The sequence below is a fragment of the Goodfellowiella coeruleoviolacea genome (assembly GCF_024171785.1).
Classification (GTDB): Bacteria; Actinomycetota; Actinomycetes; order Mycobacteriales; family Pseudonocardiaceae; genus Goodfellowiella; species Goodfellowiella coeruleoviolacea.
In genome coordinates this window covers 82,278-95,977 of the sequence record NZ_JAMTCK010000016.1, presented here as the reverse complement: position 1 = coordinate 95,977, position 13,700 = coordinate 82,278, and the positions used below count along the sequence as shown (strand labels likewise).

General features: G+C 71.6%; 11 protein-coding genes. 2 read left to right on the top strand and 9 right to left on the bottom strand.

The genetic code is table 11. The features are described 5' to 3' along the window. Positions 1–141: 141 nt before the first annotated feature. The 9 genes from LX83_RS29565 to LX83_RS29525 all read right to left on the bottom strand — a co-directional run bounded on the left by LX83_RS29565 (position 142) and on the right by LX83_RS29525 (position 11,533). Positions 142–1,287: an N-acetylmuramoyl-L-alanine amidase gene (locus LX83_RS29565; RefSeq protein ID WP_253777277.1), complete on the bottom strand. Its 1,146-nt coding sequence runs from the start codon at positions 1,285–1,287 to the stop codon at positions 142–144. Between the two features lie 259 nt (positions 1,288–1,546). Next, positions 1,547–1,876 carry a thioredoxin gene (gene trxA / locus LX83_RS29560; protein WP_253777275.1) on the bottom strand — a complete coding sequence of 110 codons (330 nt, stop codon included), beginning with the start codon at positions 1,874–1,876 and terminating at the stop codon, positions 1,547–1,549. Positions 1,877–1,992: 116 nt separating this feature from the next. Next, positions 1,993–3,006, bottom strand: a complete 1,014-nt coding sequence (gene trxB / locus LX83_RS29555; RefSeq protein ID WP_407649693.1) for a thioredoxin-disulfide reductase — start codon at positions 3,004–3,006, stop codon at positions 1,993–1,995. Positions 3,007–3,177: 171 nt separating this feature from the next. Further along, the gene (locus tag LX83_RS29550) at positions 3,178–4,068 is read right to left on the bottom strand and encodes a hypothetical protein (protein WP_253777271.1); all 891 of its coding nucleotides are present in this window, start codon (positions 4,066–4,068) and stop codon (positions 3,178–3,180) included. Continuing rightward, complete coding sequence (sigM, locus tag LX83_RS29545) at positions 4,065–4,688, bottom strand: RNA polymerase sigma factor SigM (RefSeq protein WP_253777269.1); 624 nt, start codon at positions 4,686–4,688, stop codon at positions 4,065–4,067. Before sigM ends, LX83_RS29550 begins: the two co-directional genes overlap by 4 nt. A gap of 246 nt (positions 4,689–4,934) precedes the next feature. Further along, positions 4,935–6,452 carry a protein kinase family protein gene (locus tag LX83_RS29540; RefSeq protein WP_253777268.1) on the bottom strand — a complete coding sequence of 506 codons (1,518 nt, stop codon included), beginning with the start codon at positions 6,450–6,452 and terminating at the stop codon, positions 4,935–4,937. Between the two features lie 181 nt (positions 6,453–6,633). Continuing rightward, entirely contained in the window at positions 6,634–8,301 is a 1,668-nt protein-coding gene (gene murJ / locus LX83_RS29535; protein ID WP_253777266.1) for a murein biosynthesis integral membrane protein MurJ, read from the bottom strand. Beyond that, positions 8,298–10,928, bottom strand: coding sequence for a DUF6049 family protein (locus LX83_RS29530; protein WP_253777264.1), 2,631 nt, complete (start codon positions 10,926–10,928; stop codon positions 8,298–8,300). The genes murJ and LX83_RS29530 overlap by 4 nt, the downstream gene beginning before the upstream one ends. A 2-nt stretch (positions 10,929–10,930) precedes the next feature. Beyond that, positions 10,931–11,533: an NUDIX hydrolase gene (locus LX83_RS29525; RefSeq protein WP_253777262.1), complete on the bottom strand. Its 603-nt coding sequence runs from the start codon at positions 11,531–11,533 to the stop codon at positions 10,931–10,933. A gap of 91 nt (positions 11,534–11,624) precedes the next feature. Between LX83_RS29525 and LX83_RS29520 the strand changes: the two genes are divergently transcribed. Together LX83_RS29520 and LX83_RS29515 are read left to right on the top strand one after the other, a co-directional pair. After that, positions 11,625–13,082, top strand: a complete 1,458-nt coding sequence (locus LX83_RS29520; protein ID WP_253777260.1) for a CCA tRNA nucleotidyltransferase — start codon at positions 11,625–11,627, stop codon at positions 13,080–13,082. Positions 13,083–13,265: 183 nt separating this feature from the next. Further along, entirely contained in the window at positions 13,266–13,529 is a 264-nt protein-coding gene (locus LX83_RS29515) for a response regulator transcription factor (protein WP_253777258.1), read from the top strand. The last annotated feature ends 171 nt before the right edge of the window (positions 13,530–13,700 follow it).

Here is a 13,700-nt window from a genome sequence, read left to right as displayed (position 1 = left end):
TGGGTGAAGATCCATCTGGAAGGGAGCGCCTGCCGGCGGTCCGTCCGATGGGGACGACCGCGGCAGCGGGGCGACAACGGTGTGGTGCCCGGCAGCGCCGGCAGGAAGCCGTGGAACGCCGGGCAGGACGCCACCCGCTGGTTACTCGGCCTTGGCCAGTTCGTGGCGCAGCAGGTCGTCAAAGGTGAACGTGCCCGTGGGCTGGTCGTTCTTGCCCAGCAGGTAGAGCCGCTTCACCGCGACCAGGATGCCTTCGGCGACCACGTCGCGGAACGCCGGATCGGCCAGGCGCCGGCGGTCCTCCGGATTGGTCAGGTAGCCGACCTCCACCCGCACCGCCGTGCACCGGGTCAACCGCAGCGAATCCCACGTCTTCGGGTGGCTGCGGCAGTCGAGCAGCCCGGTGCGGGCCACCAGCTCCCGCTGGATGAACCCGGCCAGGGCCTCCCCCACGGTCGAACTGGTGCCATTGCCGGTGCCGAAGTGGAAACTCGCCACCCCGTGCGCCAACGGCGACGGATTGGCGTCCACGTGCAGCGACAGGAACAGGTCAGCGCCGGCCTCGTTGGCGAACGCGGCCCGCTCGGACTCGTCCGGGCAGTTGTCCGGGCCCCGGCTGAGCAGCGCCTCCATGCCGGTGGCCACCATCCGGCCCTCCAGCCGCCTGGCCAGGTCCCACATCAGGTCGGCCTCGCACAGGCCGCCGGCCAGCACCCCCCGCTCCTGGCCACCGTGACCCGGGTCGATCACGATGCGCTTGCCGCGCAGCCTGGGCCCGGCCATCCGCACCCGCTCCTGCTCACGCAGGAACACCGGCCGACCGCCGCGCACCTTGGGCTGCAGCTGCCGCAGCGCGCGGAGCGTGTCCGGCCCGCACATGCCATCCGGGGTCAGGCCGTAGTCGCGCTGGAAGCTGCGCAGTGCCTGCTCGGTCTGCTGGCCGAACTCCCCGTTCGGGCGGCCAGCGTCGTAGCCCAGTTCGAGAAGCCGCTCCTGAAGGGTGAACACGTCGTCACCACTCATCGGATTGGCCACCAGGTATGCCAGCGGACGGTCCCCGAGGCGGAACGTCGCCGCCCGCAACGCGCGATACGTGGCCGGACCGACCACCCCGTCGGTGATGAGCCCGCGGCGCTGCTGGAACGCGCGCACCGCGTGTTCGACAGCCGGGTCGAACACGGCCGGATCGTGCCCCGGGGTGGTCGGGGCTAGCAAGCCCAACGCAGTGAGTGTCGCCCTGATCTCGGCAACGGCCGGTCCGACGTCACCGCGGCGGAGTAGCGGCATGCACCCCTCGCTCGGCTAGGGCGCCGGCTGTGGCCGGCGCGGTTCGTGACGCTTTATTGTGCCCTGCCTCGTGGTTGACCACCGGGAGGGCTACTCCTGGTCGTCAACCGGCCACGCACTCGAACGTGTCACGGTGTTCACCCGGTTGACTGAAATTCCTGCAGGCTGAGTCAGCGCATGATACGGCGATGGCCCGCCCATCCCTGAGTAGCGGACGGACGGGCCATGCCGATCAGTTGCCCAAAGTGAGAGCTAAGTCTCAGCTGAGGACGTCGGACAGGTCCGACAGCAGAGCGGCCTTGGGCTTGGCGCCCACGATCTGCTTCACCGGCTTGCCGCCCTGGAACAGCATCATGGTCGGCACGGACATGATCTGGTAGTCACGGGCGGTCGACGGGTTGGCGTCGATGTCCAGCTTGGCAATGGTGATCTTGTCGGCGTGCTCGCTGGCGATCTCCTCCAGCACCGGGGCCACCATCTTGCACGGGCCGCACCAGGTCGCCCAGAAGTCGACCAGGACCGGCTTGTCGCTGGCCAGCACCTCGTCATTGAACGTCTTGTCGGTCACGGTCACGGGCTTGCCGGCCATGTTCTCTCCTTGCACTCTGGGGTGGGTGATCCGTCGGCGGGCGGTCGCCGAACCAGGGGTGGGTCAACACCAGGGGCAGCGCACCTGGCAGCGCGCCGCGCCCGGGAGGGCGGGTGTCAGTTGGCGGACACCGGGTCAGCGGCCGCCGCGACCTCGGCGCCAACGCCGTAGCCGCCGCCGGCGTGCTCCGGCGTGACCGCCGCGTGCTCAGCGACCGGCGTGCCGGCCTCGGCGTGCTCGGCCAGCCACCGCTCGGCGTCGATGGCGGCCACGCATCCCGAGCCGGCCGCGGTCACGGCCTGCTGGTAGGTGTGGTCCACCAGGTCGCCGGCGGCGAACACGCCGTCCAGGTTCGTGTACGAGGTGGGGTGCTGCACCTTCACGTAGCCGTCGGCGTCCAGCTCGACCTGATCACGCACCAGGGCGCTGCGCGGGTCGTGCCCGATGGCCACGAACATGCCGCTGACCGGAAGCTCGGACTCCGCACCGGTGACCGTGTCGCGCAGCCGCAGCCCGCTCACCTTGCCGTTGTCGCCGAGCACCTCGGTGACGACCGCGTTGGTCCGCCACTTGATCTTGTCGTTGGCGCGGGCGCGCTCCAGCATGATCCGCGACGCCCGGAACTCCTCCCGGCGGTGGATGATCGTGACCGACCGGGCGAAGCGGGTCAGGAAGGTGGCTTCCTCCATGGCCGAGTCGCCCCCGCCGACCACCGCGATGTCCTGGTCCCGGAAGAAGAACCCGTCGCAGGTGGCGCAGGCGGACACACCGCGGCCGAGCAGCTCCTGCTCACCGGGCACGTACAGGTACCGGGCGGCCGCGCCCATGGCCAGCACCACGGTCCGGGCCGCGTAGCGCACGCCGTTCGCCGTGACGTACTTGATCGGGCCGGTCAGCTCCAGCGCCTCGACGTCCTCGGCCCGCAGCTCCGCGCCGAACCGTCCAGCCTGGGCACGCATCTGCTCCATCAGCTCCGGGCCCATGATGCCCTCGCCGAACCCCGGGTAGTTCTCCACCTCGGTGGTGGTCATCAGCGCCCCACCGTACTGGGACCCCTCGAACACCAGCGGGTTCAGCTGCGCGCGTGCCGCGTAGACCGCGGCGGTGTACCCGGCCGGCCCAGAACCCACGATGATCAGGTTCCGAACTTCCCCAGCATCCGCCACCGTGAACCTCCGTCTCAGGCGCTTCGCTCACCCCAGCCGGTTTGCTGAAGGGCGCGCACTACTGCTCAACGGATGGTAGGTGGCTGGAATTCCAGGCCTGCCCGTGCGTCGGGGTCCGTGCTGGTCAGCGGCTGCTCAGCGACCACCGATGAGCTGGTCGGACCGGACACCGGGGTGGTCGGGACCGCACGTGGGGTCCAGCACCAGCAGGCGGAACTGACCGGGGACGCCGGTGTTGCCCGGCAGCACCGCGACCAGCGACTCCTGGCCGTCCACCACGACCGGCTGGATGCCAACGGGCTCGCCGCCGGACTGCTTGCCGCTGGCCGTCAGGCAGGCGTTCAGGCCCGCCTGGTTGTTCAGCGACCCGTAGTCGGTGACGCCCATCAGCGCGGGCAGCTTGCTGGGCAGTTCCTCACTGCGCAGCGCCAGCGGCGGCTGCCCGGTCCCCGTGGTGCTGCTGGCCGGTGGCTGGGCCACCGGAGGTGGATTGCTGGACGAGTCCGTGCCGCCCGGCAGGGTGGCGACCAGCACACCCACGGCCACGGCCGCGGCGGCCAGCACTCCACCGCCCCACCCGAACACGCGGTTGCGGCGGCGCTGTCGGGCCTTGGCCAGGTCCAGCACGGGGGCGGCGGGCGCCTCGGTCGGTGGCTGCCCGGTCGACCGGGGCGCGTCCGTCGGCTGGGCAGCGGCGGGCGCCCTGGTGGGCAGCGGGCTGACCGTGGCCGCTGTCTCGTTCTCGGTGCGCGGCGCGGGCAGCAGCGCCCTGGCCTCGGCCGCCAGCGCGGCCTCGATCCGGGCCGCCACGTCGTCGGGCATGGTCAGCTCGGGCAGATCAGCCAGCTCGGCCTGGGTGGCCTCGAACGCGGCGATGATCGCGCTGGCCTCCGGGTCGGCCGTCACTCTCGGCCACAGCTCAGCCGCCAGGTCCGGGTCGATCGCCTCGGCATGCAAGTCGGCGAGGAGGTCGACGGACCACGGCGGCCCAGCCAGCGCCTCCCGACGCTGCTCGTTGCCGGTCATCGTCCCTCCCGTTGACGTTGCTGTTGCTGTTGCACATTCACATCGTCAACTGGGACGTTCGCACCTGCACTCGGGTTCCGCAGGTGCCCAAGAAGTTTGGCCAGCTTGGCCCGGCCCCGGGCACAGCGGCTCTTCACGGTGCCCTCCGCGATGTTCAGTACCTTCGCGGTCTCCGCCACCGAGTACCCCTCGATGTCGACCATGATGATCGGGACGCGCTGTTCCTCGGGCAGTTCGTCGAGCGCGTCCTGGACGACCAGCCGGGTCTCCCGTTCAGCCATGGCGTCCCTGGGCGCGACCGGTTCACCCGGCCCGGTCTCGGGCAGCGGACTGGTCGGCTTGGACTGCTTGCGCCTGACCCGGTCGAGGCAGGCGTTGACCACGATCCGGTGCAGCCAGGTGGTCACCTGGGATTCGGCACGGAAGGACGCCGCCGCGCGGAAGGCGGAGATGAACGCCTCCTGGAGCGCGTCAGCGGCTTCTTCGGGATCTCGGAGCGTGCGTAAGGCCACCGCCCACATCCGGTCGCGGTGCCGTCTGACCAGCTCCGTGAACGCATGCGGGTCACCTGCGGCATGCGCCGCTATGAGGTCGGCGTCCGAGCTGGCTGCAGCGGTCACGCGGAGGAGGATATCGGTAGCGATCAGTCCTCCCGCCACCCCGTCAGGTGACGACTCGGGCCGTTCCGTTCCGCCTCGGTCAAGGGACTCGGCACGGTTGTGGATGACTGGCGACCGCGAAAGGCGCCAGCAAACCGAGTTGTCCACAGCCCACCCCGCGAGCCTGTCCCCGCGCTCCTGGCGCGACTAGGCTGGCCAGGGGCGCGCCCCCCGAGGTGGGTGGGGGGGGGTGGGCTGTGGGGCTGGTCAACTGCCCAGGAAGGCGATTTCGCCGACCTCCGAGGAGTGCGACTTGTTGCCGCCGGCCAGGGCGGTGATCCAGACGAGCACGTGCTGGGTGGGCTGGTGCGGGTCCAGGGTGATCTTGGTTTCCCCGTCCTGCAGGGTGGCCTCGCCGATCTTGGTGGTGTCGGCCAGTTGGGGGTCAGCCGAGTCGGCCACCCGGATCTCCACCTTGGTACCCGGGCTGGGCGAGGTGATGGTGACCGAGGACAGCGTGGTCGGCTGGGCGAACGAGGACATCAGCCCGACGCCCGACTTCAGTGCGGGGAACTGCTGCCGGTAGACCTGGGTCTTCCAGGTGGTGGCCGGGTCGCCGTCGATCACCCGCCCGGCCCGGCCCGGGCTGTCCGGGTCGCCGGTCACGTTGAACACCGCCACCTCGGCCACGGTGACCGAGGCGCCGGGCGCGGTTGACGTGGCCGACCCGGACGGGGGCTGGCCGGCGGGCGCGCTGACCGAGGTGGACGGGCTCAGGTCGATGGTCGGGCCGGCCTGCTTGGTCGGTTCCTCCCGGAAGAAGCTCACGATCTGCAGGCTCAGCCAGACGATCACCCCGAGCGTGGCCAGTGCCAGCACCAGCACGCTCAGCGCGAGCTTGCGGCTGCGCTGCCGGTCGGCCACGGGCTTCTTGGTCGTCCACACCACGTCGTCGGTGTCGGCCGGGTTGCCGGCGGCCGCCGCGGCCTGCAACTGCGCGGCCTGCGCCTCACCGTCGGCGACCTGGTCGAGCACCTGCAGGATGGCGGCGCTGGTGCGGATGCCGCCGACGCTGGTGTCCTCCAGGCTGCGCACGGCCACCGACGACAGTGCGTGCGGCACCGCCGGGTGCAGCGTGTTCGGGGCGACCACGGTGCCGTCCGGCCCGGTCGGCGCGGCCGGCAGCACGTCAGGCCCGCCCGGCAGCGCCCACCGCCCGGTGAGCAGCAGGTACAGGATCGCGCCGAGGCCCTTCACGTCGTCGCGCGCGGTGGCCTCCGGCCGCGAGCCGGGGAAGGCCAGCCGCAGCTTGCCGTCGGAGGTCACCCGGATGCGCTGCGGGTGGTCCACGCCGAGCACCAGGCCGGCGTGGTGCGCGCCCTCCACCGCCGCGGCCAGTGGTTCGAGCAGCTTGGACGCGGTGCCCGGGGGCAGCGGGCCGTCCGAGACCAGGTCCACCAGGTCGGTGCCCTGGGTCCACTCGGCCACCACCATGCCCAGCAGGCCCTCCGCCGGCTTGATGCCGTTGCGCGGGCTGAGCACGTCGAGCACCCGGGAAACCCCGGGATGGGTGAAGCTGGCCGCGTGCATGGCCCGCTCCAGGGTGCGTCTGGCGCGGTTGGCGGCGGCGACGTCATCGGGCTGTCCCACGAACAGCGTCACCGCCACGTCCCGGTTGAGCTGGCCGTCCCTGGCCCGCCACAACTGGGCGCCGCTGCGCTGGTCCACCCCGGACTGGGCAAGCAGCCGGTAGCGACCGTCGCCGACGACCGTGCCAGGAACCAAGGTGACACGGCGGGGGTCAGGCTGGTCCTGACGCTGCCCGGTGTACTCCGTCGGCCTACTTGTCACGCGCACACTCCCGTCCCCGCGCTCTCCCCCCGAGGTCCGGTTCGCCGGCCCATCTCGCACGACGGATTGCTCCGGGACGAGGGTACGTGAAACCAACCACTGACGGTGGGATGAGTCAGCGGCGGCGCAACAGCCCGGAGATCTTGTTCACCGCTGGACGCAACTCGGGTGCACGGAACATAGCGAGTGCGCCGAAGCTCACCGCGAGCACCACCACCCCGTCGATGACCAACTGGATCCACGCCGCACCCACCGGGCTGTCCGCGGCGAACGCGTTCACCGCCAGCCGGGACAGCGTGGTGGCCACCAGGCAGCCGATCACCGAGGCGACGATGGACAGCGACAGCGTCCACAGGGTGCGCCCGGTGCCCAGCCGGCCCAGCCGGAACCGCAGCCACACCTGGCCGATCACCGCGCCGGCCACGAAGCTCAACGAGTTGGCGATGGCCACCCCCACCACCAGCTTCTCCGGCTCGTCGATGGAGACGGCGAGGAAGAAGTAGCTGGCCGCCACCTTCACCACCACCATCATCGCGTTGATGATGGTGGGCGTGCGGGAGTCCTTCATCGCGTAGAACACCCGCAGCTGCAGCATGGTCATGGCGTAGGGCACCAGCCCGAACGCGGACAGCCCCAGCGCGGTGCCCAGCTGCTGGGCGTCGGACACGCTGCTGTTGCCCAGCGAGAAGAACGCGATGGCGATCGCCGGACCGGCCACCGTCATCAGCGCGCTGACCGGCATCAGCAGCACCGCGGACATCCGGTTGCCCAGCGACAGGTCGGCCACCACCTCGGCGGTGTTGCCCTCGGCCGAGGCCCGGCTCATCCGGGGCAGCAGCGCGGTCAGCAGGGACACGCCCAGCACGCCGTAGGGCACCTGCAGCAGCAGCCACGCGTAGTTGTAGGTGATGATCGTGTTCTCGCTGCCCTGGCTGGCCACGTTGGTCACCATGACCACACCGACCTGGCCGACGATCACGTACAGCAGCACCCACACGGCCATGCCGCCGAACTCGGACAGCCGGCGGTCCCAGCCCCAGCGCCAGCGGAACCGGAACCCGGTGCGCAGCAGCGGCGGCAGCATCACCACGGCCTGCACCACGATGCCCAGGGCGGTGCCGATGCCCAGCACCAGCAGCTTGGGCTCGCCCATGCGCACCGGGTCCAGGCTGATCTCGCCCGGCGTCACCGTGTAGACCAGCAGCGTCAGGATCACCACGACGTTGTTGAGCACCGGTGCCCACTGCGGGGCGCCGAACACCTGCCTGGCGTTGAGCACCGCGCCCAGCAGCGCGGACAGCCCGTAGAACAGGATGCTGGGCAGGATCAGGTAGGCGAACGCGGTGGTCAGCTCCGGGCTGACCTTGGTGTCCGCGTCCAGCTGCAGCGAGGTGAGCAGCGGCGCGGCGATCACCGCGAGCACCGTGCCGATCACCAGCACCACCGTGGACATGGTGATCATCCACTGGGTGTAGGACTCGCCGCCGTCCGGGTCGTCCTTCTGCGAGCGCACCAGCAGCGGGACGGCGATGCTGGTCAGCACCCCGCCGAGGAGTAACTCGTTGACCATGGTCGGCAGGGTGTTGGCCACGGTGTAGGCGGAGCTGATCCCGCCCAGCGTGATCACCCACGCGATCATCATCTTGGCGAGCAGCCCGGTGATCCGGCTGACCAGCGTCGCGATCGCCATGGAGCCGCTGGCCTTGGCCAGTGACGGGCCCTTGGCGGGTTTCTTCGGCGGCACGGCCTGCTCGACCACGGTGGTTGTCTCGGGTCTGGTCAACTCTGGCTCGTTCTCTCCTGGCCGGCGGCCGGTGCGGGCTGCTGGTCGGCGGCCACGCTCGGCTCGGCGCGCGGCTGGTCCTGCTCGGGGGTGGGCTGCTGCTGGTCGGTGCTCACGGTGCTGCGGGTGGTGATGCTGTCGGTGCCGTTGGCCGTGGCGCTGGCACCCGGGGTGGTGTCGTGCGGTGCGCCCACGGGGGCGGTGTCACCGGTGGGTGCGGCTGGGCCGGCGGTGGCCGGCTGCTCTGCCTTCACCCGCCGCCGGATGCGTCGGGCCAGCAGCAGCACCAGCGCCGCCGCGGCCGTGCCCGTGACCACCAGGGTGATGGTGCCGTAGTTGGTCGAGGTCACCTCCAGCCGGGCGTACTGGCCCAGCGACACCCCGCCCGGCGTGGTGAGGTGCACGCTCAGGCTGAACTGGCCGGAGCGCATGGCCTCCAGCGGCACGAACACGTTGCGGCTGCTGCCCGCCGGCACCAGCTGTTCGGGCAGGTCCTGCGGCTGGATGCCGGGCACGTGGGCGAACACCAGCCGCACCTTGACCAGCACCGGCAGCTTGTTGGTCAGCGACACCGGGACCGGGCTGTCCCCGGACGCCCTGGTGATCGGGGTGGTCGGCGAGGTGATCGTGATGCTGCCCTGGATGGCCCCGATCTGGCTGGAACTGGTGTTCAGCGCCGCCTCCGCGGCCGGCTGGTTGCCCCGCCACGCCCCGGACGCCGCGCGCAGCAGCCCGTTGCGCAGCGGCCCGGTCAGCTGCTCCGGCTGCACGTCGGTGCTGTCGTCCTTGAACATGGCCTCGGCCAGTCCCCGCACCCGGTTCTCCTGCTCGGTGAGCGTGGCCGTGACCGAGCGGGGCAGCTCCGCGCTGGCCGCCCGCGCCGAGTAGGACACCGTGCTGGCCGGCCCGGACGCGGCGTCGGCGACCAGGTCGGCCAGGCCGGCGGGGCGGGCGAACTGCTCGTCGTAGAGGCCGGCCACCTCCTGTAGGAAGGTGGTCAGCTCGCTCTGCGGCGCGGTCCAGCGCAGCGGCGGCGCCACCACCAGGGGCTGGCCGGTGCCGCCGGCGAAGGCGGCCCGGAAGATCAGCGCGGCCAGGGCGTCCTGCACCGACACGGTGGCCACGTCCGCGGCCGGGTCGTCGGTGCCGGCCGGGACGCGCCGCACGGCCCCGCCTGCCAGCGCGTCCGAGATCAGCGGGTCGATGCGCACCGCGGTGACCGGGGCGGCGCCGCCCGAGGTGGCCAGCGGGGTCAACCCGGAGGCGGCGGGCGTGGCCAGGGAGTCCGGCCTGGTCAGCACCGCCCTGGTGCCGTGGTTGGCCAGCATGGTGAGGGTGTTCTCGTCCAGCGCGCCGTCGTTGGGCCAGACCACCCCGGTCAGCGGCCGGGCGGAGTCGAGCAGCGAGCTGACGATGGTGGCGTTGGCCCTGGCCTGGGGCTGGTCCGGACGCAGGTTGTCGGGCAGCACGCCGCCGGTCAGGGCGGTGTCGGCCAGGTCGGTCAGCCCGACCCGGGACAGCGCCACCAGGTCGGCGTCCGCGTACGGCAGGGGGAGCACGCAGTGCTGTGCGGTGAGCTGCTGCAACTGGCCGAGCCAGGCCTGGGCGACCTCCTGGCCGGTGCCGGCCACGGTCTGGCCGTCCCGCCGCACGCGGTAGCCCTTGGTCATGGCCTCGACGGTGAGCAGCAGGTCCGGGTCGACGGCCAGGCACACCGACGCGCCCATCGGGCCGGCGTTGGCCCTGCCGTAGGCCTGCAGCAGCGCGTGCAGCCGGCCGCCCGCCGCCAGTGAGGTGGCCAGTTCGTCGTCGCTGAGCAGGGCCGTGCCACTGCCGTCGTCCTGGCTGACCAGTCGGGGCTGGTCAGCCAGCGGCCACAGCAGGGTGATGCTGGGGGGCGTGGCCGGTCGGGTGGTGCTCTGCCCGCCGGGCAGCGACAGCACCGGCAGCAGGGTGCTCAGCGCGGCCAGCCGGGCGGCGCTGCCGTAGGCCGGCGTGCCGTTGACGTTGAGCAGTAACGGGTAGACCCCGGGCTGGGTGATCGCCAGCGAGTCCTGCGGTGCGCCGCGCAGCGGGATGGTGAGGTCGACCTGGGCGCTCTGCCCGGGGTCGAGGAAGTCCGCGACCTCGTGGAACGCCGGCCGCACCTGGTCGGCGCGGGCCGGCTCGCCGATCGCGCCCCGCAGATCGTCCTCGCTGGTCAGGGCGTTGCCCCGCTGCACGCGCATGCTGATGTCGTTGACCCGGCGGTCGCCGACGTTGGTGATCTGGCCGACCACCCGCATCTGGTCGCCGGTGCCCGCCCGGATCACCCGGGGTGTGAGTTGTGTCACATCCAGGCGGAGCAGGCTGGGTGCCTTGGCCTGGGGCTGAGCCTGGGTGAGCACGTCGGCGCGCGCCGGTCTGGCCGGCACCCCGCCCGCGACCAGCGCCGATCCCATGCCAGCCCCCAGCCCGGACACGGCCGCCGCGTCCAGCGGCGCGGCCTGCGCCGTGCTGGGCGGCTGGTCCGGCGGTATGCCGTTGCGCGGGTCGGCCTGGGCGGCGGGGGCGGGCGCGGTCGCACCCAGCGCACTGACGGCACCGACCATCGCCACGGCCGCGATCGCGGACAGCAGCCTTCTCACGCCTACTCCGCTCCGCCCCGGCGCCGGCCGGCGCCCCGGTTGCCCCGTCCCCGGCCAGCACCCGGTTCACCAGCTCCGGTGCTGGTCGGACCCTGGCTGGTCCGCGTGCTGGCCTGCCCGTTCAGCAGTTCCCCCGCCTGCCGGACCAGCCGTCGCTCGTCGGCGTAGGCGAGCAGTTTCTCCAGCTCACCAAGCGGCACCCACGCCACCTCGGTGACCTCCACGTCCTCGTCGGAAAGTTCTCCGCCATATGCTTCCAGTAGGAAGTGATGGACCGTTTTGTGCACCCGCCGGTCCTCGGCCACGAACCAGTAGTCGATGGAACCCAGCGGGCTGAGCACGGTGCTGTGGATGCCAGTCTCCTCCGCCACCTCGCGCACCGCGGTCTGTTCGGCGGTCTCCCCGGCCTCGATGTGCCCCTTGGGCAGCGACCACAACAGCCTGCCCTTGCGGTCCAGCCGACCGATCACCGCGGCCTTGGCGTGCTCGGCGTCGAGGACCAGGCCGCCGGCCGAGATCTCGTCGACGGTCTTCAACCGACGGCCCCGGCGTCTGCTCCGGCGGCCCGGTTTGGAACCACCGGAACGACCGGACGACGAGGGCATGTAAGCGATGGTAGTGCGGCTGGCCGGTGTCGGGCGGTGGCACGTGGAATACCCAGCGTCACCACTTCGGGGCCAGATACCCTGGCTCTTCGTGTCCCGACTCCTCGCCCGCACCGACCCCACACAGCTCGCCCAGCAGAATGCCGTGGTGGAACTCCTGCGTGTCTCTCCGGTAGCCGACGAACTGGCCAGGCGCTTCGCCCGCGCCGGCCACCGCCTGTACCTGGTCGGCGGCAGCGTGCGGGACGCCCTGCTCGGTCGGCTGGGCAACGACCTCGACTTCACCACCGACGCGCGCCCGCCCCAGGTGCTGAAGATCCTGAGCGGCTGGGCCGACGCGGTCTGGGACACCGGCATCGCCTTCGGCACCGTGGGCGCCAGCCGGGCCGGCGCCACCCTGGAGATCACCACCTTCCGCGCCGAGGTCTACGACCGCGTCACCCGCAACCCCGAGGTGAGCTTCGGCGACTCCATCGAGGGCGATCTGCTGCGCCGGGACTTCACCGTCAACGCCATGGCCGTTGACCTGGCCGAACAGCAGTTCGTGGACCCCCACGACGGCATGCGCGCCCTGGTCGACCGGGTGCTGGACACCCCGGCCGCCCCCGAGGAGTCCTTCGCCGACGACCCGCTGCGCATGCTGCGCGCGGCCCGGTTCGTCAGCCAGCTCGACTTCACGCCCGCGCCCCGGGTGGTGGCCGCGATCACCGAGATGGCCGGCGAACTGGCCAGGATCACCCCGGAACGGGTGCAGGCCGAGCTGTCCAAGCTGATGCTGGGCGCCCAGCCCAGGGCCGGCATCGAGCTGCTGGTGCGCACCGGCCTGGCCGAGCACGTGCTGCCCGAGGTGCCGGCCATGCGCCTGGAGATCGACGAGCACCACCAGCACAAGGACGTCTACCACCACTCACTGGTCGTGCTGGACCAGGCGATCGACCTGGAGGACGGCGAGCCCGACCTGGTGCTGCGGCTGGCCGCGCTCCTGCACGACGTGGGCAAGCCGGCCACCCGCCGGTTCGAGCCGGGCGGCGGGGTCAGCTTCCACCACCACGAAGTGGTCGGCGCCAAGCTGGTGCGCAAGCGGCTGCGCGCCTTGCGTTACTCCAAAGAGGTTGTTGAGGACGTCGCCCAGTTGGTCTATTTGCATTTGCGCTTCCACGGGTACGGGCGGGGCGAGTGGACCGACTCGGCCGTGCGCCGCTACGTCACCGACGCGGGGCCGCTGCTGCCCCGGCTGCACAAGCTGGTGCGGGCCGACTGCACCACCCGCAACCGCCGCAAGGCCACCGCGCTACAGCGCACCTACGACGAGCTGGAGGCGCGCATCGCCCGGCTCGCCGAGGAGGAGGACCTCCGCCGGGTACGCCCCGACCTGGACGGAAACGAGATCATGCGGCTGCTCGGACTGCCCCCGGGGCCGATGGTCGGCCAGGCGTGGAAGCACCTCAAGGAACTCCGGCTGGACCGGGGGCCGCTGCCCCACGACGACGCCGTGGCCGAGCTGCTGCGCTGGGCCCGCGAGCAGGGCATCACCCCGCCAGGGGACTGAGCGGGCTCGCCGGCGGGCGCCCCGATGCGGTGCGCCGCCCGAACTGAATACGCCACCTGGCTGAACCCATCGGTAACCCTCGGTGGGTATGGGGCGGCGCCGCGTTAGCGGGATGACAGTGCGTCGCGGCACGATGACCGTGCGCTTCGAGCACCGGGCTCGAAAGCAGCGGGGGTGAGTGCCATGACTTGGGGTCTCTCGGCACCGCGGCGTCAGGTGGACAACGGACTGTCCACACTGACCGAACGACAGCGGGCGGTGTTGCGATACGTCGCGCGCGGCCTGGCCGACCACGAGATCGCACTTGTACTGTCGTTGAGCCAGGAGAACGTGGCCACCGAGGTCGCGGCCATCCTGCGCACACTGAACCTGCGCGACCGGGTGCACGCCGTGGTGTTCGCGCACGAGACCGGCGTGATCAAGACACCGCTACCGGTGCCCCGCTGACGCGTCGAGCACCGCGTGGCCGGTCGAGGCCGACCAGGCCGGTCGTGGCGTGGGCGTGAGCCGGGCGGTTCAGCAGCACACCGCCCGGCGAGAAGGCTGGGTGTCGGGTGCCCGGTCGCCTCTCGGCGGTGTTGCGCGACGCGGCTCCAGCCGAACGGTATTCCGCGAAGG

What these genes read in the sequence shown, in the direction of transcription:
- LX83_RS29565 (WP_253777277.1), bottom strand. Translation starts at nt 1,287, where the DNA reads ATGCCGCTACTCCGCCGCGGTGACGTCGGACCGGCCGTTGCCGAGATC.
- trxA (WP_253777275.1), bottom strand. Translation starts at nt 1,876, where the DNA reads ATGGCCGGCAAGCCCGTGACCGTGACCGACAAGACGTTCAATGACGAG.
- LX83_RS29550 (WP_253777271.1), bottom strand. Translation starts at nt 4,068, where the DNA reads ATGACCGGCAACGAGCAGCGTCGGGAGGCGCTGGCTGGGCCGCCGTGG.
- LX83_RS29525 (WP_253777262.1), bottom strand. Translation starts at nt 11,533, where the DNA reads ATGCCCTCGTCGTCCGGTCGTTCCGGTGGTTCCAAACCGGGCCGCCGG.
- LX83_RS29515 (WP_253777258.1), top strand. Translation starts at nt 13,266, where the DNA reads ATGACTTGGGGTCTCTCGGCACCGCGGCGTCAGGTGGACAACGGACTG.